The organism is Paenibacillus sp. Y280, from assembly GCF_056786335.1.
This window is the reverse complement of record NZ_JBXCIW010000003.1, coordinates 246,526-267,695: the sequence shown is the minus strand read 5'-3', so window position 1 is coordinate 267,695 and position 21,170 is coordinate 246,526. Positions and strand designations below refer to the sequence as shown.

23 protein-coding genes are annotated in these 21,170 nt (G+C 45.1%); 7 read left to right on the top strand and 16 right to left on the bottom strand.

What is annotated here, in order from left to right; all coding sequences use genetic code 11:
• Positions 1 to 66 precede the first annotated feature (66 nt).
• Positions 67 to 213: a hypothetical protein gene (locus tag AC1TPC_RS05805; RefSeq protein WP_482065899.1), complete on the top strand. Its 147-nt coding sequence runs from the start codon at positions 67 to 69 to the stop codon at positions 211 to 213.
• Between the two features lie 83 nt (positions 214 to 296).
• Here AC1TPC_RS05805 and AC1TPC_RS05800 read toward each other — a convergent pair whose 3' ends face one another.
• From AC1TPC_RS05800 to AC1TPC_RS05785, 4 genes are all read right to left on the bottom strand, one after another.
• On the bottom strand, positions 297 to 824 hold the full coding sequence (locus tag AC1TPC_RS05800) for a hypothetical protein (protein WP_482065898.1): 528 nt from the start codon (positions 822 to 824) through the stop codon (positions 297 to 299).
• A gap of 77 nt (positions 825 to 901) precedes the next feature.
• A complete protein-coding gene (locus tag AC1TPC_RS05795; RefSeq protein WP_482065897.1) occupies positions 902 to 2,011 on the bottom strand; it encodes an SH3 domain-containing protein in 1,110 nt (369 codons plus the stop codon).
• Between the two features lie 345 nt (positions 2,012 to 2,356).
• The gene (locus tag AC1TPC_RS05790; RefSeq protein WP_482065896.1) at positions 2,357 to 2,881 is read right to left on the bottom strand and encodes a hypothetical protein; all 525 of its coding nucleotides are present in this window, start codon (positions 2,879 to 2,881) and stop codon (positions 2,357 to 2,359) included.
• A gap of 25 nt (positions 2,882 to 2,906) precedes the next feature.
• The gene (locus tag AC1TPC_RS05785; protein ID WP_482065895.1) at positions 2,907 to 3,740 is read right to left on the bottom strand and encodes a VanW family protein; all 834 of its coding nucleotides are present in this window, start codon (positions 3,738 to 3,740) and stop codon (positions 2,907 to 2,909) included.
• Between the two features lie 222 nt (positions 3,741 to 3,962).
• Between AC1TPC_RS05785 and AC1TPC_RS05780 the strand changes: the two genes are divergently transcribed.
• From AC1TPC_RS05780 to AC1TPC_RS05770, 3 genes are read left to right on the top strand one after another with little or no spacing between them, the layout of a single operon-like run.
• A complete protein-coding gene (locus tag AC1TPC_RS05780; RefSeq protein ID WP_482065894.1) occupies positions 3,963 to 4,736 on the top strand; it encodes an SDR family NAD(P)-dependent oxidoreductase in 774 nt (257 codons plus the stop codon).
• Positions 4,737 to 4,757: 21 nt separating this feature from the next.
• Positions 4,758 to 5,543, top strand: a complete 786-nt coding sequence (locus AC1TPC_RS05775; protein ID WP_482065893.1) for an SDR family NAD(P)-dependent oxidoreductase — start codon at positions 4,758 to 4,760, stop codon at positions 5,541 to 5,543.
• Positions 5,544 to 5,593: 50 nt separating this feature from the next.
• Positions 5,594 to 6,982, top strand: a complete 1,389-nt coding sequence (locus AC1TPC_RS05770; RefSeq protein WP_482065892.1) for a mandelate racemase/muconate lactonizing enzyme family protein — start codon at positions 5,594 to 5,596, stop codon at positions 6,980 to 6,982.
• 159 nt (positions 6,983 to 7,141) lie between these two features.
• Here the strand turns inward: AC1TPC_RS05770 and AC1TPC_RS05765 are convergent, their stop codons facing one another.
• The 4 genes from AC1TPC_RS05765 to AC1TPC_RS05750 are packed head-to-tail and all read right to left on the bottom strand — an operon-like array spanning position 7,142 to position 11,352.
• A complete protein-coding gene (locus AC1TPC_RS05765) occupies positions 7,142 to 8,140 on the bottom strand; it encodes a mannonate dehydratase (protein WP_482065891.1) in 999 nt (332 codons plus the stop codon).
• Between the two features lie 30 nt (positions 8,141 to 8,170).
• Entirely contained in the window at positions 8,171 to 9,523 is a 1,353-nt protein-coding gene (locus AC1TPC_RS05760; protein WP_482065890.1) for an ABC transporter substrate-binding protein, read from the bottom strand.
• Positions 9,524 to 9,562: 39 nt separating this feature from the next.
• A complete protein-coding gene (locus tag AC1TPC_RS05755; protein WP_482065889.1) occupies positions 9,563 to 10,393 on the bottom strand; it encodes a carbohydrate ABC transporter permease in 831 nt (276 codons plus the stop codon).
• Positions 10,390 to 11,352: a carbohydrate ABC transporter permease gene (locus tag AC1TPC_RS05750; protein ID WP_482065888.1), complete on the bottom strand. Its 963-nt coding sequence runs from the start codon at positions 11,350 to 11,352 to the stop codon at positions 10,390 to 10,392. The genes AC1TPC_RS05755 and AC1TPC_RS05750 overlap by 4 nt, the downstream gene beginning before the upstream one ends.
• Before the next feature lie 229 nt (positions 11,353 to 11,581).
• Here AC1TPC_RS05750 and AC1TPC_RS05745 point away from each other — a divergent pair, with 229 nt between their 5' ends.
• Positions 11,582 to 12,487: an RraA family protein gene (locus AC1TPC_RS05745; RefSeq protein WP_482065887.1), complete on the top strand. Its 906-nt coding sequence runs from the start codon at positions 11,582 to 11,584 to the stop codon at positions 12,485 to 12,487.
• 59 nt (positions 12,488 to 12,546) lie between these two features.
• On the opposite strand, the gene AC1TPC_RS05740 is transcribed toward AC1TPC_RS05745, so the two are convergent.
• Both AC1TPC_RS05740 and AC1TPC_RS05735 read right to left on the bottom strand, forming a co-directional pair.
• Positions 12,547 to 13,716, bottom strand: a complete 1,170-nt coding sequence (locus tag AC1TPC_RS05740; RefSeq protein WP_482065886.1) for a helix-turn-helix domain-containing protein — start codon at positions 13,714 to 13,716, stop codon at positions 12,547 to 12,549.
• 45 nt (positions 13,717 to 13,761) lie between these two features.
• Positions 13,762 to 14,409, bottom strand: coding sequence for a GntR family transcriptional regulator (locus tag AC1TPC_RS05735; protein WP_482065885.1), 648 nt, complete (start codon positions 14,407 to 14,409; stop codon positions 13,762 to 13,764).
• A gap of 772 nt (positions 14,410 to 15,181) precedes the next feature.
• Between AC1TPC_RS05735 and AC1TPC_RS05730 the strand changes: the two genes are divergently transcribed.
• A complete protein-coding gene (locus tag AC1TPC_RS05730) occupies positions 15,182 to 16,372 on the top strand; it encodes an ROK family protein (protein ID WP_482065884.1) in 1,191 nt (396 codons plus the stop codon).
• A 100-nt stretch (positions 16,373 to 16,472) separates the two neighbouring features.
• On the opposite strand, the gene AC1TPC_RS05725 is transcribed toward AC1TPC_RS05730, so the two are convergent.
• The 5 genes from AC1TPC_RS05725 to AC1TPC_RS05705 all read right to left on the bottom strand — a co-directional run bounded on the left by AC1TPC_RS05725 (position 16,473) and on the right by AC1TPC_RS05705 (position 19,522).
• Positions 16,473 to 17,582, bottom strand: coding sequence for a DUF4179 domain-containing protein (locus AC1TPC_RS05725; RefSeq protein WP_482065988.1), 1,110 nt, complete (start codon positions 17,580 to 17,582; stop codon positions 16,473 to 16,475).
• Positions 17,582 to 18,145 carry a sigma-70 family RNA polymerase sigma factor gene (locus AC1TPC_RS05720; RefSeq protein WP_482065883.1) on the bottom strand — a complete coding sequence of 188 codons (564 nt, stop codon included), beginning with the start codon at positions 18,143 to 18,145 and terminating at the stop codon, positions 17,582 to 17,584. Before AC1TPC_RS05720 ends, AC1TPC_RS05725 begins: the two co-directional genes overlap by 1 nt.
• Before the next feature lie 205 nt (positions 18,146 to 18,350).
• Positions 18,351 to 18,629 carry an HAD-IA family hydrolase gene (locus tag AC1TPC_RS05715; RefSeq protein WP_482065987.1) on the bottom strand — a complete coding sequence of 93 codons (279 nt, stop codon included), beginning with the start codon at positions 18,627 to 18,629 and terminating at the stop codon, positions 18,351 to 18,353.
• Positions 18,630 to 18,707: 78 nt separating this feature from the next.
• Positions 18,708 to 18,911, bottom strand: coding sequence for a transposase (locus AC1TPC_RS05710; RefSeq protein WP_482065882.1), 204 nt, complete (start codon positions 18,909 to 18,911; stop codon positions 18,708 to 18,710).
• On the bottom strand, positions 18,908 to 19,522 hold the full coding sequence (locus AC1TPC_RS05705) for a DUF4372 domain-containing protein (protein WP_482065881.1): 615 nt from the start codon (positions 19,520 to 19,522) through the stop codon (positions 18,908 to 18,910). The genes AC1TPC_RS05710 and AC1TPC_RS05705 overlap by 4 nt, the downstream gene beginning before the upstream one ends.
• A 253-nt stretch (positions 19,523 to 19,775) precedes the next feature.
• On the opposite strand from AC1TPC_RS05705, the gene AC1TPC_RS05700 reads away from it, so the two are divergent.
• Positions 19,776 to 19,961 (top strand): hypothetical protein, encoded by a 186-nt coding sequence (locus AC1TPC_RS05700; protein ID WP_482065880.1) that lies wholly within the window; start codon positions 19,776 to 19,778, stop codon positions 19,959 to 19,961.
• Between the two features lie 398 nt (positions 19,962 to 20,359).
• On the opposite strand, the gene AC1TPC_RS05695 is transcribed toward AC1TPC_RS05700, so the two are convergent.
• Positions 20,360 to 20,923, bottom strand: coding sequence for a PhzF family phenazine biosynthesis isomerase (locus AC1TPC_RS05695; protein WP_482065879.1), 564 nt, complete (start codon positions 20,921 to 20,923; stop codon positions 20,360 to 20,362).
• Positions 20,924 to 21,170 lie beyond the last annotated feature (247 nt).

The following is a 21,170-nucleotide window of genomic DNA, read 5'->3' as shown; positions in this document are numbered from 1 at the left end:
GGGCGAACTTGGTTAACCTAATCTTGCCTCATAGTATTGGGCAATCAAGCGTTTGGAGGTCATACGATGGCTCGCAATAAAAATAAGTCGATTCCAAGCAAAAATCAGGCGTTTGAAGCAAGCTCCCAAGAAGCGGAAAATAACTTGGCTGAATCAACTGAGGCGAATCGCAATCAGAAAGGCCATGTGCCTAACAGCCCTTCTACTGGCTAACCGGCAGGCGTAACAACAAAGAGCTGCCCGGCGAGGTGATCGCATGGGCAGCTCTTTGTTGTTACTGCTTCATAATAAACCAATCATTTGTTGATAATGAACTCCCAGCGATGCTTATATTGCAGAAGACGCGGATGAAGCCTTTCCGGCTCCTCCATTAACAGCAATCTAATTTTGACGATCCATTCCTCAAAGGAGGAAAAGGATGCGAATAAGTTGGCTGTCTCTCTGGTCATGAGCAGAAACAGCGGCTTCGGATAGGTTTCCGCCAAATGTCTCAATGCAGAATCGATTGGCGTATACTTTTTCCGTTTAATCTCGAGCCTCTCGACGACAACATTTGCTTCACCCCGCTCCCTCTTCCATTCATGCAGCTTATCCTCACGTTTATAAAAGGGACTTACCTCTTCCTTTGACATTCGCTTTACGCTTTGCTCATGCAAGGGATAGAGAACAAGCTTAATAAATAATCGTTCCTTTGCAAGGTAAGCCGCAAGATCAAGCTCCCTTTCTGTCGTATGCTCGAAGGAATCATAATAGACGAGTGTACCCTTGCGCTCATCCTTTGGCGGCTCATAGCCGAACGGCATTTTTTGAACGGTTTCACTCATGCTGGTGACCTCCTATGTATCCTCTACGTAAGTTGCCTAGAAGATGAAAATACCATATTTGATCATAAAATGCCAAGTTACAGCTTTCGAAAATCGCTTTTCATTATATTTTTTACTAAGCCAGACCATTTCGAGTTGGCGGGGCAATATTTGCGCGCGACCTTCTCGATCGTGGTCAGTCCTTTGCCGACGTAGTTTTTGGAAAGGAGCTGTCCGAATTTTCGAACGCTGTCTCCTTTTGTTTTAAAGCTGAACGCTTTGTTGTACTTATCGCCATCTATCGCATTTAAGCCAAATAAATTATTTTTGCTCTTGGCTAATCTGCTTTTGCCATTGCCGCTCTCCAGCTTCATGACGGCAATCGTGAAATAAGCGTTTATGCCATATTCCTCTTCAATTTCAAGGATAGCTTGTTCCAAATCATGCCCGGATAGCGCGGTGCCTTCAAATATTTTAGATATATGCTCCTCCGTCAGGCCGGAGTCCGATTTAACGATCGAGGTGGGCTTGCCAAGCTCCTCCTCTTCCTCTTCGTCCACAGCTTCTTCATCTATACTTTCGGATTGCAGCGCGCTCTCCATGCTGCTATCGTTAAATGCGTTTGTCGGTTGACGATGGCTTGCGGCCGGAAGAGATAAAATTGATACTTTCCCTTTCTCTTTCACTTCTTTGGCATAACCGCCATGAATATATCCTCCATCTTGAAGCTCAAGCCAGCCATTATCGGCTGCTGCTGTTACTTGCACGGTTGTGCCTTGCTCGATGACCTTTATGATGCTCGATTTTGCGCTTGGTTTGGTCCGTACGTTTAGAAAATATGCGGTAACCTCATATGTATGCGATTGCTCTTTTGCAACTGAAGGTGTTTCAATTGATTGTGTTTGCGTATTTGGTGAGGTAACTGGAGGCTCTACGACCATATTAATCGGTGCTCCGGTATCGGAAGGATTGGGTATCGGTGAGGGTATGGGTGAAGCGATGGAAGCTGCGATTAGATCTGGGCTTGGGGACTCGCTTGCGTCAGTAAGCAGGATGTTGCTAACTACTGGTTCAATGATCTCCTGCGAATGAACGACCGAACCTTCCTTAGAGTCGTTATCTAAAGGTTTCACATACATGCCTAGTGTTATGATTAACGATAAAATAAGCAGGTAAACGAACAATTGCTGATTTAACTTTTTACGCATAATAGTACCACTCCCTTAAGTTATTGAAATATGCCTATTGCGATATAAATGAGATGGCAACAATTCGCAGGTACAAACAAAAAGTGGACGGTCTGTGAAGATTATATGTCGATGCCTCCTCCAAAAGACGAGTTTTTAACCTACTTTCCGTGCATTTGCTAATTATGAGAAAAAATTAAACTAATTCCACTTGGCTATCGTCACGTTTTTGGAGCTTTTATATAGACACAAAAAAGCTCTTATTCCCTAGAGAATAAGAGCTATGACAGTCTAGATCACAAAAGCGTATTTTCTAGACTGTCTCACTATTTTTTAATGGCTTTTACATGGCTTTGAAATCGCTATTCAGTCATTCATGCTTGCATTGCTTAACCGATTAAAATGATCCTTCGTCCTCGAAATAATAAACTTGGAATCCGATCTTTCAATCCTCCGATCGCTCGATGTAAAATCGGCTATGAATCGATCAAGCGTTACATCTAGAACGACCTCGTCGGATTTTAAAAACACGAGCTTATGAATGGAGTCATCAAGCAAAGGATAATCCCCCATAAAAAATTCATTTTCCAAATAAGCGAAATAAGTAGATTCCGTTGTCCATTTCGTCCCCGTTGCCTTTTCCATCTCGTCCCGTGAGAGATATGGTTGAAACATATACATGTGATCCCAATCGAAAGTCGCTACTTCCGTCATTTCAAACGAATCTTTTTGCTGTATGACGGCCCCTAAATGATGTATAAATTGATCAGCGTTATCATTGTTTATCTTTATCGAGCGATAGTTCGCGTAGCTGATCAAGACAGGCACATAAATGAGAACAATAAATAGACCAATTAAAGAGAATAGAATCGTTTTTCTTGCTCTCGACATTGATAACCTCCTTAAATTCGTTAAATTACTTGCTTTCGTTCGCAATGGAATTTCCAGTAGTCAATAGCGGCTCATACATCATAATGGCATGATTTTCAGTAATAAACTCGTCTGAAAGCAGCTCCTGGTCCGCATCGAACACTTTCCGGTAAATCGTATTATGTCTTATGTACGCTCCCCAAAACTCTTGTGTAATCCAGTGTTCCTTTTCGTAGACTTGATAGGTATTAACGGCTGACGCAACCGATCTCCATTCCCCTACCAAGTGCGTATCCGTCAAATAAACGACTAATTGGTAGCATTGCTGAGTCTGATTCTCGATCTGCAAGTCCAAATAATTGTACGCACAGGTTGCCCCGCTGCCAAAAGGCTGCGTGCGTCCCGAATCAGGAAAAACATCATAGCTATGCCGGTACCTCTCAGTAACCGTAAGCGGTGAATGCAAGGTCATCCAATAGATTAAATTAGACAACTGGCACAAGCCGCCCCCTACTCCCGTGACAACCCGTCCATAGAACAAAATCATGCCGTCTACGTACCCTTTGCTTTTCGTAGGATTGCCTATTAAGCGCCAATAAGAGAAGGTTTCTCCGGGTTTGATCAGAATATGGTTTAATCGCTTTGCCGCTATTTGCAGGTTTTTCACTTTGTTATGCTGCAGCCATTGATCCACTTCCTTCAGCTGTCTGGTGAGCGGTGTACGATGCTCAGCAATGACATGCGGCAATAAATCATTATCCGTGATTCGCTTTGTGTACTTCTTGCTGCCTGTGAACCAGCTCCAGTATCGTTTGAGCCGATAATATTTGGTACCCGCATAAATGCGAAATGGGCTTCTCTTAATGGGCTTGTGCATCATTCTCTCCTATTCCATATTATTGGGATCGGCGTGATCTCCAAATTGATAAATTGGCATTATATCCCTATTTTAACACGATTCAAGAGATTGAACGACGTTTGCAAAAAAACAAACAAAATCATAACTTTACGGCATCGCCATGCGAGGGTCAACTTACTAATATAAAGCTACAAGAGCTTTTTATGAAGCCTATGTCTTTATGGATGGAGGGGATCGTTTCGATTGCAAAAAAAGCTGGTTTTTATAACGGATTCAGACAGCGGCAGCGGTAAAGCGATCATTAAACGATTGACGCAAAGCGGCGCTCCGTTTATTTTGAACAGCTATTCGGGAGGGTCAGCGCTTACTGAGGAATTAAAGCAGATTCAAGAGGCCGGCTTGCAAGCGATCGTCGTCAATATTGACCTTTGCAACAGCGCAGAGGTCACGGAGATGCTGCAATTCGCTGAACAGCAGCTGGGCACAGTGGACGTACTCATACACAACAATAATCAGGTTTATCAAAGTACGATTGAATTTGGCGATGAAGAGCAATTTGTACATAGCGTCGCTGTAAATGCCAAGTCCGCCTTTATTTGTACGCAAGCAGTTGGCAAGCAAATGATGGGAAAGCAATCGGGAAAAGTCATTTTCGTCTCCTCTATTCATGCCGAGAAGCCTACTGGCTCCGCCTTCACCTACAGCATTTCGAAAGGCGCGGTTAAAATGCTCGCAAAGGAAACTGCCCTCGTGCTTGGCCGTTTCGGCGTCAGCGTGAATACGATCGAATTAGGCCCGCTGGACGGTGATGACGAGGTATTTCAAAGCACCATTTCTACGCTGTATAACGATTACGAATATAAAGTTCCTCATGCTTTATTAGGCAGTCATGATGATTTGGCAGAGCTTGTCTCGTTCCTATCCTCGGACGAGGCTCGCTATATCAACGGATCAGATATTAGACTCGATGGCGGCTTTCTGCTGCATTACATGAATTTTAAAATGAAGCGGCCTTAACCGCCGGTATGGAGGTGCTGGATGAGCATTGCAGGAAAAATAGCTTTAGTTACCGGTGCCGGAACGGGAATTGGCAAAGGTGTGGCCATTGAGTTAGCGCGCCGCGGAGTACAGGTTGCCGTTCATTACAATCAAAGCGACGCCGGCGCACTTGACACGAAGCAGCAAATTGATGACTTTGGCGGCAGTGCAATGATCGTGCAAGCTAATGTAGCGCATAAGCAAGATATTGAGCGAATGGTCGAAACGGTTGCGGAGTGTTATGGCGGAATTGACATTCTAGTCAATAATGCTGCTCTTCAGTTGAACTTTGACTTTTTCGAGCATGACGAGTCTTCGTTCGATCGCATGATGAGCATCAATCTGAAGGGCTATTGGCAAAACATGCAGGCTGTACTCCCTTATATGAAAGTGAAGCAGTCCGGCAGAATTATAAATATGTCCTCTGTTCACAGCAAGCGCCCTACTGACTTCGACGTCGTTTATTCCATGACAAAAGGCGGTATTCGCATGCTCGGCAGGGAAAGCGCGATTGAGCTTGCAAAGTATGGAATTACCGTCAATACGATCGAGCCTGGCGCTGTTGAAGTCGGCAGGCAAAGCGCTCGCGAGTCCAAGCCGATTATGACGAACGAGGACATTGAGAAGCATAAAAAAAAGAGCCGCTCGATTCGTGACAAGTTTCCGCTTGGCCGCGTCGGCCGTCCGCTTGATGTAGCGCAGCTCGTTTGTTTTATAGCTTCGGACGAGTGCGAGTTTATGACCGGCTCTTCGATTAGGCTTGATGGCGGCAGCATGCTGCTTTGAGTCTGTATTGATGAATGATTTGTACACTAACAAACAAGGAGTGAATTTTCATGTCCAATAACCAATCCTATGAGGAAACGCTAGCTCATGTCAGTACCCACTCAAGTCCGTCTACGCTTCGCATTACCGATATCAGGTTTACTGATATAGTTGGCGGTCCATTTCATAGCAGCTTGATTAAAGTGCTCACCAATCAAGGCTTAGTCGGATTTGGCGAGGTGCGCGACGGAGCAGATAAAGTGTATGCACAAATGTTGAAGGGTCGTTTGCTCGGCGAGAATCCATGCAATATCGATAAGCTGTTTCGCCGTATCAAGCAGTTTGGCGGGCATGCGAGGCAAGGCGGCGGCGTTAGCGGACTCGAAATCGCTTTATGGGATTTGGCGGGCAAGGCTTACGGCGTACCGATCTATCAAATGCTCGGCGGCAAGTTCCGCGAAAAAATCCGCATGTACTGCGACACCGAGGTAGTCGGCAAAGATACAGGCACAGCTATGGGCTTAGCGCTTAAGAAGCGTATGGAGGAAGGCTTCTCCTTCCTCAAGATGGATCTTGGCATCGGTCAAATTATTAACGAGCCCGGCACGTTAAGCGCTCCGATCGGCTTCTTGGAGGAAATGCGCAGCATCTCCAAAAACCGCTACAGCAACAATCATGATACGCTTACAGAGGATGAAATTCGTGATATTCGGAATCAGCACTATGACATCCACAACATCCCCCACCCTTTCACCGCGATTCATGTCACGGAAAAAGGTCTCGATATGCTTGAGCAATACGTTGCGGATGTGCGCGCTGTTATTGGCTACGAGGTTCCGCTTGCCGTTGATCATTTCGGACATATCGGCCTTGAGGATTGCATTAAGCTTGGACGGCGCGTCGATAAATTCAATCTGGCTTGGATGGAGGATATGCTTCCATGGCAGTATACGGAGCAATACGCCAAGCTCTCGCGTGCGGTTGCCACTCCGATCTGTACGGGTGAGGATATTTATTTGAAGGAAAACTTCCGACCACTTCTTCAAGCTGGCGGCGTATCGGTTATCCATCCAGACGTCCTGACGACTGGAGGTATTTTGGAGACGAAAAAAATCGGCGACATGGCACAGGAGTACGGCGTTGCAATGGCGATCCATATGGCAGAGAGTCCGATCGCTTGCCTGGCAGCCGCGCATGTTGCCGCAGCTACCGAGAACTTTATGGCGCTTGAGTACCACTCCTGCGAGGTGCCTTGGTGGGATGACATCATCATTAGCAGCAAGCTCCCTAAGAAGCTTGTCCAGAATGGCTTTATCCATATGACCGATGCGCCGGGCCTCGGCATCGACGATCTGAATGACGAGGTTTTGGCGCAGCACCTTCATCCGAAAATTCCAGGCTTGTGGGATTCCACAGACAACTGGAATCACTACCACTCCAACGATCGGCTTTGGAGCTGATTGTTGCTAAACAAGCTTAATAGAAGCGGGATGCTTATAGGGCATTCCGCTTCTTTGCGTTGTGAATCTGACTACTTTTTTCAATTTCAAAAAAACACCTTCAACACCACTTTATTAGCGGCAGTTGAAGGTGCTTCTCTACTTATTGCTCTCTCATATTTAAATGCTGCCGCTCGCCACAGTTCCTTTGGCCGCTTGAGAAGCAGCTGCTGCTTCCATCAAGCCGCGAATGTAGCCGATTCCGTATAAACGGCCAAGCAGCTCATAGCCTGGATTAGCGTTGTCCTCGCCTTCCATCGTCGGCACATGATCGGGCCTTGCCGGTCCGTTAAAGCCGACCTCGTAGTACGTGTGCATCGCCTCCAGCATATTCGTTTGCCCGTCATCATGGAAGGTTTCCTCAAACTTCTCCGGCGTTCCTTTGACATCGCGGAAATGAACGAAAAACATTTTGTTCTGCTTGGAAAATTGACGAATGACGCTCGGAATATGTTCTCCGGCAGTAGCCAAGGTGCCTTGGCATAAAGTAATCCCGTTGTATTCGCTGGGAACTAAATCAATGGCGCGCTGCAAGGCTGCTGCGCTTGTCAGGATGCGTGATACGCCTCTTATCGGCGTAATCGGGGGATCATCGGGATGAAGCGCTAGCTTTACCTTTGCCTGCTCCGCTACCGGTACGATACGCTCCATAAAGTACTGGAGATTTTCCCATAGCAGCTCCTGGCTCACGATCCCGGCTTCCGTTAGCGGCGCATCCAGCATCAAGCTATGATCGTAGCTTGAGACGAGTGCCCCGCCCCGCGTGCGCGTAGTTGTGGACGTTCGGAACCAGTTGAACTGGGCCATGAAATTGTAGCAAAGAACGGGAATGCCAGCCGCACCCATATTCGTAATAAACTGCTGAAACACTTCGATTTCGGCATCGCGTCCCGCAGTGCCAAGCTTGATCTCGTTGCTCGGCGGCATCGATTCGATTACGGTCAGCGCAAGCCCGGAGTCGGCAAACCTCTGCTTCATCCGGATCAGCGGCATCAAATCCCATGGCTTCTCCAGCTTCTCTTCCCATGGCAGTCCGCCAACAGCGTGATCTACACCAAGCTGCTTCGCCAAATGCCATAGCCTAGACGGCTGGGACGGGAATACTTCTGCTAATTGCATCTATAAAACCTCACTTTCATTATTGGTTAATTATCCAGCAACCTTAGCTGCAAGCTCCTTGCCCATCTTGTCAATCTTGTTGAACGCTTCCTCAATGGATTGCTGGCCGAACGTAACAGCCTCTATCTCCTTCTTGTACGTATCGACCCATTCCGAGAACCCTGCTGCCGGCGGGTAGAACGGCAATGCTTTGTCCAGCGACAGATCATATAATTCTTTGCCCAGCTTATCCTTTGGTTCAAGATTAGGCTCAAGCTCTTTATACACATCTGGATTAATCGGGATGCCTCGCGTTAAGCCAAGAGCGGCACCAGCTTCTTTATCGGTAATGAACCATTTCACGAATTTTTTCGCTTCGTCTTTGTTTTTGGAATTCGCGCTGACGCTCAAGAAGATGGTAGACTGTGCCCAGCCGCCGCCAGAGGGTCCAACCGGCATGTTCACGACTGCAACCTTTCCAGGCATAAGCTGCTCAAGCGCGCTGACAGAGCCTGTTGTAGCGCCTCTTGTCATTACTACGCCGGATGCCATCGGGTCGGCTTGCGGGTCATTCTCAAGGAACGCGGCAGCTTTCTCGGCAGGCGGCACGATCTTCGCCTTCCGGAACTCCTCATACGTTTGATAGAAGGTCATAAACAAATCCTTGTCGAGCGTGAACGTTTTGCCGCCATCCGACATGACCGGCGGTTTGCCCATCGAGGTCTGATAATAGTTGAAGCTGTCCCATGTCGTTGTATCGCCAATTGGATATTTCCCTTCGGGCAGCTTCGCCCGCGCATCTCTTGCCCACTGGAAAAACTCATCGTATGTCCAATCCTTATGCGGAAGCGGGATGCCGTATTGCTCAAGCTCCACTTTATTGAACGCAATGCCTTGTGCATTTTGACTGAGCGGAATGCCGTACAGCTTGCCGTCGATTTGCAAATTCGTTATGACCGTTGGATCAACGATACCGGTTAGATCAATGTCAGAGAGATCCTCCAGCTGGCCGCGTGATACATACTCTTGGAGGTAAGCAGCATCCATTTGCAGCACGTCGGTTATGGACTTTGAAGCGGCAAGAGTCGGCAGCTTCTGCCAGAATGCATCCCATGCCATAAATTCCGGCTTGAACGTTACGTTCGCATTTTGCTGCGAGTAAATATCGAGTGCCTTCTTCGTCGCCTCATGCCTGGCATCCGGTCCCCACCACATCATGCTGAGCGTCGTTTTGCCGCCCGTCTCTTTGCCGCCTTCGTCTTCTGGCTTTGCCGAGCTATTCGCCCCGCCATTCGTTTCCTCGCCCCCATTGCCGCCTCCTCCTCCACTGCATGCAGTCAACACTAACAGCAGAGCCAGCATCAACAATCCGAAGCCCTTTCCCATGGACCAACCTTTTTTCATCCTCGAGCATCCCCTTTACCTTTGTAAAATGTAATGCCGTTACCCCTTTAGGCCTGTAGTCGCTATTCCTTCGACAAAGTGCTTCTGTGCAAAGAAGAAGATAATGACCGAAGGTAAGATCGACAGCAAGGACATCGCAAGCAATTGTCCCCACTGAATGTCGAATTGATCGATGAACATCCGCAGTGCCAAGCCGACGGTAAACTTATCGACGGAGCTTAAATAAAGCACCTGCGCGAAGAAATCATCCCAGCTCCAAATAAACGTGAAGATCGCTACCGTTACAAGCGACGGCTTCAGCAAAGGCAATATCACCCGCCAGAAGATGCCGTAAACGCTTGCCCCATCTATCGTTGCAGCCTCATCAAGATCCTTTGGAATGCCGCGAATGAATTGGACGAGCAGGAAGATGAAGAATGCCCCTCCCCCAAAAAAATGCGGGAGCACAAGCGGCACATAGCTGTCGACATACCCGAGCTTATTGAACAAGATGTACTGCGGGACAACCGTTACTTGTCCAGGCAGCATCATCGTAAGAAGCAAAATCGAAAACCAGAAGCCGCGCAGCTTGAAGTTTAGTCTTCCGAAGCCGTAAGCGACAATCGCAGCCGTAGCAACGCCGCCAAGGACATTGCCAAGCTCCATAAGCAGCGTGTTGCCGAAGAAGTGAGCAAACGTATATTCGGATGAGAAATGCCAGCCATCCCAATAGTTGCTCCACATCGGCTTAGAAGGCCAGATCGTCGGCAAGCTGAGCTCCTCCGTCTTCTTAAGCGAAGCTCCTGCCCACCAGATGACGGGGTACAGCATCAGAAAGGAGAATAGGGTTAGGTACAAATGGCTCGACAGCTTGGAACGCATCGAATTCATTTCGTTTTCCCCCCATCCGACTCGTAAAATACCCAGTATTTCGAAGCTGCAAAATTAATGATCGTGAGCAGCGCGACAATCGTCAGCAGTATCCAAGCAAGCGCCGACGCATAGCCCATCTGATAATGCTTGAACGCCTTCTCATAAAGGAACATCGCATACATGTAAGTGGAATTAATCGGACCGCCCTTCGTAATGATGAACGCAGACGTAAACGTTTGGAAGGAACCGATAATGCCAAGCACGAGATTAAAGAACATAACCGGCGAGAGCATCGGAAGCGTAATGCTGATAAATTTCCTCACCTTGCCTGCTCCGTCTACGGATGCCGATTCATAGAGCTCCTGTGGAACCTGCTTCAGCCCCGCCAAAAAAATAACCATCGTCGAGCCGAATTGCCATGTATTGAGTAAGATCAGCGTGCCGAGCGACGTATCCGGATTGGAAATCCAGCCCACTCCCTCGACTCCAAACCAAGCCAGCACTTGGTTGATATAACCGTCAATGCCGAACATATTGCGCCAAAGCGCCGCTACCGCTATGCTTCCTCCGATCAAGGATGGAAAATAAATAGCCGTCCGATATATGTTCATGCCACGGATGTTTTTGTTAAGCGCCAAAGCGACCATCAGCGAGAAAAACAGCTTGAGCGGGACCGAGAATAGGACAAACATAAACGTTACGCCGAGCGATTTCGTAAAGGTGGCATCGCTCGTGAAAATTTTGACGTAATTGTCCGTTCCCGTCCATACGGGGTCCTCCAGCAAGGAATAGTCGGTAAAAGACAAATAAAACGACTGTGCGATTGGCCAGAGCGTCAGCAGCAAAAATCCGATCAGCCATGGGGATATAAAAATGTAGCCGGCTAAGTTTGTTGTACCCTTTTGCTTTCGCTTCAACCTTGCAGGCTTGCTATTTAACGCTATCGTTGTCGAACTCTCACCCTTCACTCCGATCATCTCCTCCCCCTTCGTGGATAATGTTCCCTTACTTTAAACGAAAGCGGTTACATGAATGAAGGGGAAGAAATTATGAATTCGTTTGATTTTATATAGTGTGAAAAATTCATAGATTGCCGCAAAATGCCTTAAGAAAGTCGCATCGACAAATATGGGAATGTCCCTAACAATAGACTTACGAAGCAAGCCACATCAGCCTTCAACACACTATCGCGAAAGAGGTGCTCACATGAAATTTGACAACCCGGAAGATATGATTCAGCTTACGCCGCTTTGGGAGGGCGAACGCTTCCCTAATGGACGCCCTAAAGTATCCGAGGATATATTACGCCGCATGCGTAAAATTACGTTGGAGGAAGCTTGGGGCCCTCTCTGGAACAGAGGTTATGCATTTCAATTCGAAGGCGATTTCAAAATCATTCATCCTAATAAGACTATGGTCGGACGCGCGGTAACTGCCGTGATGGTACCGAAGCGGCCCGATTTGCATGAAACCCTGCTGAAGTACGGTCATGAGCAAGAGGAACGCAAAGGCTTCTTTAATCAATGGGTCATCGATGCTTTGGTTGAAGACGATGTCGCAGTTGTCGACATGTTCGATAAGGTGCATCTCGGCACATACGTCGGCGGGAATCTATCGACTGCGATCTCAACCCGTACGAAGCACGGCGGTGCGGTCATTTGGGGCGGCATTCGCGACAACCAGCAGGTCGTTGAAATTGATAATATCAACGTATTCTATCGCGGCAGCGACCCTACTGCGATTGCGGATGTTACGATGGTAGGCATGAACGTGCCGACACGAATTGGCAAAGCGATCTGTATGCCGGGCGACGTCGTGCTTGGAACGCCTGCCGGCGTCATCTTCATTCCGCCTCACCTAGCCGAGCTTACGGTCGTGCAAGCCGAAAAATCCCAAGTGCGCGACGTGTTCGGATTCGTGCGGCTGCGCGACAGCGTCTATACAACGGCGCAGATTGATGCGGCATGGGATGTTGCGCTTTGGTCGGATTTCTTGAGCTGGTTCGAAAATGATGACGCTGCGGTGGAATATCGCCATCTTACCTGGGAGTCAGAGCTTGCTGATGCGCGGAAAAATGAGCGAAACGGCCCTCAGAGCGATGTCAGGCTATAAAAAAATGGACTCCGTTGGCAGAAACGCTGCCAATAGAGTCCTTCTTTCTCTCAAATTAGCTACTTCCCTACGAATTCCCGATATTCGCTAGGCGACAACCCAACCTTTTTCTTAAAGATTTGGCTAAAATATCGCGGATCTTGGTAACCGACCCTCTCTGCTACCTCATAGTTTTTGAAATGGGTGCTCTTTAGCATATCCTTCGCTTTATCGATACGAATATCCGTCAAATGCTCGATAAACGTTTTTCCCGTATTCGTCTTGAATAACAAACTCAAATAAGTAGGCGTCATATAAACCTTCTGTGCGACGCTTTGCAAGGATGCAAATTGACACTCCTTCTCCATGTGATGGATCGTCTTTTTAATAATGCTGCGATGGCTCTCCTTCTGGTTGTGGGTAAGCACATCCTTCAAGCCGATGAGAAAGTGAATGACATAGTGCTTAATTTCCTCCAGCGTCTCAAGCTTCACGATCGACATCACGTCAAATTGCTCATATGCGCTAACATTTTCTGCCTCAGCCAGCACACGCTTCTCCGTTCCTACGAGCAGCCTAACCGTCAAATCGTAGACGCTCTGAGCATCCAGTGGACCATTACTCAGGATCTCGCTATAAAAAAGCTGTACGCACGACTCAATCTCGGCTGTCGATTCCGCAGCTTTATAGGCATCAAATAGCTCCTTCTCCTTATCGGAAGGATAGTGCTGAAGCGATTCATATTGCCCAAGCTCGCTGTAATAAATAATTTTGCCCGTCCCGCGATAAAACTTATATTGCAGCGCGCGTGAAGCCTGGCGATAGGAATGAACGATATCATACAAATGGCCGCAAGGCTTTCCTACCCCGATATTGAACGGCTGCTGGAAATGCTCCGTCAACATGGTCTGAATCATCTCAATCGTTTCTTTGGACACCCACGAGAAGAGCAGGCCTACCCTGCCCTCCTCATCTACAAATACGATGCTGCTATCCGATATTTTTTTCTGCATATAATCCCGCATTCGCTCCAAATAAACAATTTTCTCATGCTCATCGTCAAAGTAAACGGCAGGCTCCAGCAAAGCCAGCGCAGGAAAGGTGTAGTAAGGGTTCAACTGCAACCGTGATAAGCTATCCTTCAAGTCTGTTTTCACAGCAGCGGTGTTTGAGACTAAATTCCGGAGGAAACGGTCCCTCATCCAGGTTAGAACGACATCTTCTTTAAATAATAATCCCTCGCTCAGCATACTCCATTGCCCCTTTTGTAAGGTTAACTTACGAGATGCATGACACTAATTGAGATGAATCATTTTATAAGAGTGCATATGCTCGATAAAGGTCTGTTCCGCTAACTCTGTATCGCCAGTGCGCAGCACATCCACCAAACGTAGATGCCAATCCGCAAGTCCATCCGTAGAATAATGCCGATTGGAGATAGCCATAAACCTCATCACTTTGATTCTCATGCGATTCCACAGCTCAAGGATCATATGATTATCGCACCGTTTATAAAAAAAACCATGGAACTCCATATCCAGCTCCAATATGTTCAAAATATCATTTTGCTCGTGCGCGAGGTGCATACGCTTAATAATGTCTTCCAAGTAGTCAAAATCATTTTCGGTTAACCGCTGCATCGATTGCCGAACCGCAAAGCCTTCAATAATTTCCCTCAGCTCGAAAATATCTTTAATTTCCTTCGCAGTTATATCGGAGACAACCGACCCCTTGTTTGGGATGCCCGTAATAAAGCCTGCAGACTTCAGTCGTTCCAGCGCTTCGCGAACCGGTGCTTGACTGATATTAAACTTCTTGGCGATCTCAAGCACGAGCAAACGTGCCCCTGGCTGCAGATCACCAGCAAGAATTTCCTTCTTCAATGCCGTAAAAACTTGCTCGCTTATCGAATGAACGGGTGAAATAGACAGGTTTTCGTACATGCAATCACGTCTCCGTTTCCCATTATCGATTATCGATAATATAGTTCAAAAAAAGAAAGCGTTACCATTTGCCTTGAAAAAAAAGTTCCGTCATCTTCCTCCTCTACATTTGGGATTATCGATAATTTGCTTATAACCACATTATAAAACTTCTTTTTCACGATGACAACCGAATAGATTGTCGAATTCTGACAGATTTACACGTATTGCTACGTGTCATCAACGTCCCCTTTTGATGAGAGTTTTCGTCAGACAGTTGTATTCATTCTTTTACCACGTCACGGTAAAGAAACGAATTTAGATCGCTTATCATCCAGTCCCCACAAACTTGCTCCCTTTAACATGGCATGTAGAACACCAGCGGCATCATTATTCACCATACTCTTTGGTTGCGATGCGTTCCGCAAAACAGAACATCCACATTCCTCCTAGCTACGTTGCACTTTATACAACAGAACTCTCTTCCGAGCATCCCCACTATACCTACAATGTAGTTTCTGCAATAGAATCGACCAAACGAGCCGATTTTCTGCTTCCGAGCCTGCTCTTGCTGCATTTCTGCAATGTAGCTCAAATATTAGGCTCTCATGTCAGCTTTCTATTGTATTTTGTGCAACGTAGCGCACTGTAGATTAATATAAATGGATACTAAGCTGAATTTGTAAGATCATTGCAATTATTTATAGCTTATCTCTAGTCACGCCTACAGCAAACAGCATATAATAGAGTTTGATTTATATCCGATCTAACTACTTGGACAAATGGAGAATATATGATGAATGTGAAGCATCCCACTATAAAAAAACAAGTTTTTGATTTTATTATTCGAAATGGTCTAGTATCCAAGGCCGCCCTAATGGAGCGGCTTACAGTAACTAGCACCAGCCTGTCAAGGCTGCTGGAGGAGCTGCTGTCGGACGGGCTAATACTAGCGTCTGAGCTAGGTCGTTCAACCGGCGGCAGAAAGCCGATTCTCTATCGCGTCAATCCCGAACACCGCGCCGTATTCGGTTTGGAAGTTTCTCGTTTCTCCTCCTCTATCGGTTTATATGACATGAATTTAAAACCGCTGGCATTCGAGAGATGGAAAATGGATGAGCGTATGACGCCTGAGAGGCTGCTCGCCAAAATCACACAGCTTGCTGAACGCATGATGAGCGAGTGCCAGATTGAGCGCGAAAAAATAATCGGCATTGGCATCGGCGCTGTTGGTCCGTTAAGCCGCGAGGACGGCATTATGCTGAAGCCGCGCTATTTTCCCGCTGAGGGATGGAGCAATGTTCCGATCTGCGAGCTGCTGGAGCAGCGCTTAGGGCTGCCTGCCCTGCTCGATAATGGAGCCAATACAGCGATTATTGGCGAGCATTGGGCGCTTCGGAATGAAGAAGTGAAGCATATGCTTTATGTCCATGCTGGTGTAGGCTTGCGGACCTCGATGATGTCAGGCGGACAAATCGTAAGAGGCGCGGTGGACATGGAAGGCTCCTTCGGTCAAATGATTATCCAGACGGATGGCCCAAGACTCGGCGACGAAGGGAATTATGGGGCGCTTGAAGCGCTCGTATCGATTCCTGCCTTAGAGAAAAAAATTCGCTCGCAGCTGAAGCTGGGCAGAGAAAGCTCGCTAAAGGGAATCCCGCCAGAGGATATACAATTTGATGCGCTGCAGAAAGCCTATATCCAGAAGGATGCATTCGTTACGGAACAGTTTCTGCAAACGGCAACCTATCTAGGTATTGGGATTGCTAATTTAATCAATATTTTGCATCCCGAGGCTGTTATATTGGGCGGTCCGCTCGTCAAAGTGCATAAGTCGATCTATGATACCGTTATACAGGTTGCTCGCAGCAACATCTACTATTCCCCGCAGTATGAGCCCAAATTTACGCAAGGGCAGCTGACGGAAGACGCCGTAACGGCCGGCGCTGCCATCATGCTGCTGCAGGAGTGGGAGCTCAACTAGCAAAAAAAAGAACGATGCTTCAGCTCACGCTGGCATCGTTCTTTTCTTTATTATAGGGTCATCAATTCGCACTGTTGTTCTGGTGACAGCGTCCTTTACATTAATGCTTCTTTAATTCAACAACGATGTCTTCCAAAACATATTCTTTTTTGCCAATACCAGCTTTTTTGGTTATTGGAATTTCTTTTTGTCCATCTCTCGTAATTTCCACTGAACCATGATTATCTGATGTATGTTCATATAGATTGATTTGAGGTGTGATGATGAGTTGCGTTGCATTTGGGTCTAGTTTTTCGAACGTTTTACTCCAGCTCATGTTATAGCCTTCCCGATCACCTGTTCCACCATTTCCTTTACCTGAGTAATGATTTCCTAGATCATCATTAATCTCTATCTCGACATCTACCATATTCCATTTTTTTCTTACCATCTCCGAAACCGACTGATCAAAGAAAACGATAAAGGACATCGGCGTGACCGATATTTTTTCAATATTCACCGCCACACCTTCATGCTCTGCTTTTTGGTTAATGACTTGTGTATTTCTATTTGTTGCATCTAAAGAAAGAGCAAAGCTCCAATTACCTTTTATTTTCTCTGGACTATTTTTAATGGCTATACTTTCGATATTCCACTTAATATTTACGGTATCTTTTTCAGTGTGAAAATGGTTCGTAGATGTGAGCAAGCCGACATATTTATTTCCATTCACTTTTGAAGTTTGAATGCTGCCTCCACCTCCAATTGAACCCTTTACATCTAAAAAGGGATGTGAAATGGGATGATCACTTAGCTCTTGATCGCTTTCTATCGAAAAGGTTAAGCTCACCGTTTTTCCATCAAAAATGGCATCATTTATCGTAACTTTAATGCCATTGCTTTCAGTTGAGATGTTCATTTCAGTTGAGTATTCCTTATAATCATCATAAAGGCCTGTTTTTCCATTATCTAAAAATCTAAAAATATTTCCTATTACAGGAATGCTGGCAGCATAAGCAGGAAACGTTACTCCAAACGTTGCAGCGGTTAAACCGATTATTATGACAATTGCAGCGGCATTCTTTTTCCAGCTCTTTATTTTTTTCTTCTTAGATATGGATTCCTTTAATGCTCTTTTGACTTTAGCCTTCTCTATTTCATTTACGTCCATTTCCGTATATTCATTCTCATCGATGTTCATATCATTTAATAATTCATAAATATCCTTCATCATACACTACCTCCAAAACTAAAATTCACAGCTTCGTGATTAAGCTTCTTTTTCCCTCTATAAATTCGATTGTCGATCGAAGCGTTAGTCATACCAAGCTTTGTCGATATTTCACCCGTTTTTAAACCTAGAAAGAATTTCATTACAAAAATATCCCGATCAACAGGCTCTAACATGTTAATCAGCTTAATAAGCTCAGCTTTGTCTTCCATCATAATTAGTTCATCTTCTGCTGATTTTTCCGCGTATAAAACCATATCATTTGAGGCGAGTTCTACTTTATGGTTAGCTTTCCTGTAGTAATCAATAGATTTGAATTTAGCAATCGCACATATCCATTTCTTAAAGTCCGTAGTATCTCCGGTGAATTTTCTCGAATTGATCCAAATAGAAAGAAAGATATCGTTGATACACTCCTCTATCATTCCATCGTTCTCAAGCGGGGAGAGGACTTTATATGTTACCCCTTTTATTAATGGCAAATATAGATCAATGATATATTCCATAGCATCTTCTTTTTGCCGTTGTAATCGCTGTATAAAATTTTTATCGTTAGACTTCATGCAACAATTCCCCTTTTTTTGAAAAACCTTATACACTATATACAACGAATGAAAAACGTTTTTCTCTCAAATTTGTAATAAAGTATTTTTATTTTCGTTTATCTATCTCAATTATAATGAGCGATATGGGACGGCCTACTAATAAAAATAAAAAAAGCCGATTCCTCTATTATAAGGAATTCGACTTCATTTGTTGGCCATACTTCTATACATACTGTAGCAGCTCATCCAAACGCTGAATTTCATAGGTCGGCTTAATTAACAATTCATTCCGTTTTCGCTTCGGGTTATACCAGCATGTATCGATGCCGTAGTTGATGCCGCCTTGTATATCAGAAGTTAAAGAATCTCCTACAATTAGCACCTTCGATTTATCCGTTACCTGCAACTTATCGAATGTATAATCAAAGATTCCCGTATGCGGCTTCGAATAGCCGGTAACCTCCGAAACAAGATATGCTCGAAAGCATTTGCGAGGCTTGATCTGCCGATCCGATTATGCTGCGTCTGCTTAATGCCGTTGGTAATGATCGCTATGCGGTGGCCGTCCCCTAGCATCTGCTCAATAAGAGCTTCCGAGCCTTCGATAAGGAAGGAGCCCTCTTCCAAATAATGAACGTATCGCTATATGCTGTTTCATCCATTTGAAGAACGTTTCTATCGCCCAGCGGTTCCGATACATTTCGCTAACTTCATCAGCTGTTAGGTCAAATCGTTTCGTCAATAAGAATAGCAAATTCCCTTCCGAGTCTTCCGTTTGAATCATGTGCAAGACACTGCGTAATCGACATAGCCTCGATTGAAGACATAAGTGACGCCTTCTTCATCTGCCAGTTCTTCAAGCGGTTTTCGATCACTAACTTTAGCTGGCGTAACCTTTACCTTGTCAGGAAAGACCTCCTCGTCATCCCAATAGGCAATGCGAGAGTGTAGTTTAATACCCGATTTCGTAGATCGATAATGTGCCCATTTGAATTTCTGTAAACACATCACAATCGTTATCGAATCAATGATCTTAATCTTATTTCGAGATCGCTGCGGATTGGCTTTAGAATGGATTCGCTTCACGAGTTGGTTAAAAACCTGTTCTAGAAGCATCGGATTCACGTCGCTATGTTTCCTACAAAGTTGCGATGATGAAATCGAGGAAAATCCGAGTTCGTATTGAAACTCTGGGCACAGTACATCATTGGCAATGTCACGAAGTCCATCGCGTCCTTGAAGTTCTGCGTGAAGGAAAAGCTTGAAATAAGCAAGAGTCGTTAGTTTCTTCGTGTACATATCTTGATTCATTTCTTTTACGCTATCTTTGAACGTTTTCTTACAGATTGGCTCTAGCCATTTACCAAATGAAGAAAATATAGTAATCTTGTCCATGAGTTGATCCTTTTCAGTGGATTATGGACAGGGTAACCTAACATATCTATTGTAAAGGATTTTTTTGTGCTCGGATTTAATAATCACGAAGTATTATGAAGATTCCGAGAACATTAATGCAACGCTAGTGTCCTGATATGTTTTGTAAGCAAGAAGGAATTCATTAAGATTTCTCCTTGCACTATTTTATTTTTTCAATATTAATGAGTCCATGAGTTATTGGAATTCTATTTTATCGGAGGTAATGAGGATAATGGAAAAAAAAATTAAAACTTTTAAATTTACTTTGTTAATGTCTTTTATATGTTTTATTATGACGGGAGTTAACTATTTTGCTTTCAAAGTTCCTGCAGTTGGAGTAGCGTTTATTGTAGTTACAATCTCATTCATTATTATTTTTATTTGTTATAAAATAGAAATGAAAAACATTAATAAATAACAGTGTGAAACACTCGCGTTGCATAAACCTTGACACTCTATGTTTCTGAAAATTAAGAAAACGTATTTCAGACAGCAAACCCAAAAGGTCGAACGCCTCTTAAAGGTAGCTCTTTCCATTTAAATAAATTATGTAAATTTGTTCACATGAGTGATTAACCGGATGATTTGGAGACTATCTGCTCGTTTCTCTTCGTCGTCTCGTATTTATCTTGCCGGGTTTAAGACACCCGATCTGTGAACGTACTCGTACATATTGGCGCTAACCATTTACCAAACGAAGAAAATAGCTTATGCTTGTCCATAAGATTGATCCTTTTCAGTGGATTATGGACAGGGCTACCTGCCATATCTATTGTAAAGGATTTATTTTTGTGCAATTTTCGATAAAACAGAAAGTTATGAAGAATCAGATAACATTAATGCAACGCTAGTGAGGAAATAATAAGCGCCCATCACGCCGGAAGCCGTACCGGTTATCGGATCTTCTATCGTACCTGAGTAGGGGGAAGAAAAATGCCTTGCATGCACATGTGCTTCACGATCAAAGGCTTCCAAGCAAAAAGGATGAATGGAGGCTCTCGGGTTTTCTTTTAAAATTGCAGGGAATTGATCCGTGCTGGGCACCATTTTAGCAAAAGAAGAAAGTTTCTTGACAGGTACTAGCAAGGTCCACGTTCCGGTACTGCCATAAACGATTGGCAACTGCTCGTCCCAATCATCTGCACATAAACCTATCGCATTAAACAACTGTTCCCTATCTCCGCCAAATGGGATGAACTCCGGATTGCCTTGTTTCATTTTGATCTGATAAGGCTCTTCCTCGCTGCATGTAATCGGCAATAAACCGATATTCGTTTCAATCGTCAATTGTTGTCGATCAGGCAGCAAGCCATGACTCTTCAACGCGTACATCGACGCCATCGTTGCATGACCGCATAAGGGAAAATCGTTACTCCTCATAAAAAAATCATCGACCGCGCAATATATTCGGATTATAGATTTCAACAAACCCGCACTGCATGGCCTCATTCAACTGGCTTCATCCACATTCATGCTGGCGCTTGATTAACCTGTTTTTATGTAATTCGTTGCTCCGCTGTCATTTCCTTTTCCTGTAATCCCATTTACGCACAGAAAAAAAGACAAAGCACCTGTTAAGATGCCTTGTCTCCACTCATTTAGGAATCTTTGGATCTGGTCGCCATAT

Excerpts from the sequence above, each read along its gene's own strand:
- AC1TPC_RS05805 (WP_482065899.1), top strand. The coding sequence starts at position 67 with ATGGCTCGCAATAAAAATAAGTCGATTCCAAGCAAAAATCAGGCGTTT.
- AC1TPC_RS05705 (WP_482065881.1), bottom strand. The coding sequence starts at position 19,522 with ATGGACAAGATTACTATATTTTCTTCATTTGGTAAATGGCTAGAGCCA.
- AC1TPC_RS05755 (WP_482065889.1), bottom strand. The coding sequence starts at position 10,393 with ATGAATTCGATGCGTTCCAAGCTGTCGAGCCATTTGTACCTAACCCTA.
- AC1TPC_RS05790 (WP_482065896.1), bottom strand. The coding sequence starts at position 2,881 with ATGTCGAGAGCAAGAAAAACGATTCTATTCTCTTTAATTGGTCTATTT.
- AC1TPC_RS05775 (WP_482065893.1), top strand. The coding sequence starts at position 4,758 with ATGAGCATTGCAGGAAAAATAGCTTTAGTTACCGGTGCCGGAACGGGA.
- AC1TPC_RS05795 (WP_482065897.1), bottom strand. The coding sequence starts at position 2,011 with ATGCGTAAAAAGTTAAATCAGCAATTGTTCGTTTACCTGCTTATTTTA.
- AC1TPC_RS05785 (WP_482065895.1), bottom strand. The coding sequence starts at position 3,740 with ATGATGCACAAGCCCATTAAGAGAAGCCCATTTCGCATTTATGCGGGT.
- AC1TPC_RS05770 (WP_482065892.1), top strand. The coding sequence starts at position 5,594 with ATGTCCAATAACCAATCCTATGAGGAAACGCTAGCTCATGTCAGTACC.
- AC1TPC_RS05720 (WP_482065883.1), bottom strand. The coding sequence starts at position 18,145 with ATGAAGTCTAACGATAAAAATTTTATACAGCGATTACAACGGCAAAAA.
- AC1TPC_RS05700 (WP_482065880.1), top strand. The coding sequence starts at position 19,776 with ATGGAAAAAAAAATTAAAACTTTTAAATTTACTTTGTTAATGTCTTTT.
- AC1TPC_RS05800 (WP_482065898.1), bottom strand. The coding sequence starts at position 824 with ATGAGTGAAACCGTTCAAAAAATGCCGTTCGGCTATGAGCCGCCAAAG.
- AC1TPC_RS05765 (WP_482065891.1), bottom strand. The coding sequence starts at position 8,140 with ATGCAATTAGCAGAAGTATTCCCGTCCCAGCCGTCTAGGCTATGGCAT.
- AC1TPC_RS05710 (WP_482065882.1), bottom strand. The coding sequence starts at position 18,911 with ATGATTCAAACGGAAGACTCGGAAGGGAATTTGCTATTCTTATTGACG.
- AC1TPC_RS05695 (WP_482065879.1), bottom strand. The coding sequence starts at position 20,923 with ATGAGGAGTAACGATTTTCCCTTATGCGGTCATGCAACGATGGCGTCG.
- AC1TPC_RS05745 (WP_482065887.1), top strand. The coding sequence starts at position 11,582 with ATGAAATTTGACAACCCGGAAGATATGATTCAGCTTACGCCGCTTTGG.
- AC1TPC_RS05760 (WP_482065890.1), bottom strand. The coding sequence starts at position 9,523 with ATGAAAAAAGGTTGGTCCATGGGAAAGGGCTTCGGATTGTTGATGCTG.
- AC1TPC_RS05750 (WP_482065888.1), bottom strand. The coding sequence starts at position 11,352 with ATGATCGGAGTGAAGGGTGAGAGTTCGACAACGATAGCGTTAAATAGC.
- AC1TPC_RS05740 (WP_482065886.1), bottom strand. The coding sequence starts at position 13,716 with ATGCTGAGCGAGGGATTATTATTTAAAGAAGATGTCGTTCTAACCTGG.
- AC1TPC_RS05725 (WP_482065988.1), bottom strand. The coding sequence starts at position 17,582 with ATGAAGGATATTTATGAATTATTAAATGATATGAACATCGATGAGAAT.
- AC1TPC_RS05730 (WP_482065884.1), top strand. The coding sequence starts at position 15,182 with ATGATGAATGTGAAGCATCCCACTATAAAAAAACAAGTTTTTGATTTT.
- AC1TPC_RS05735 (WP_482065885.1), bottom strand. The coding sequence starts at position 14,409 with ATGTACGAAAACCTGTCTATTTCACCCGTTCATTCGATAAGCGAGCAA.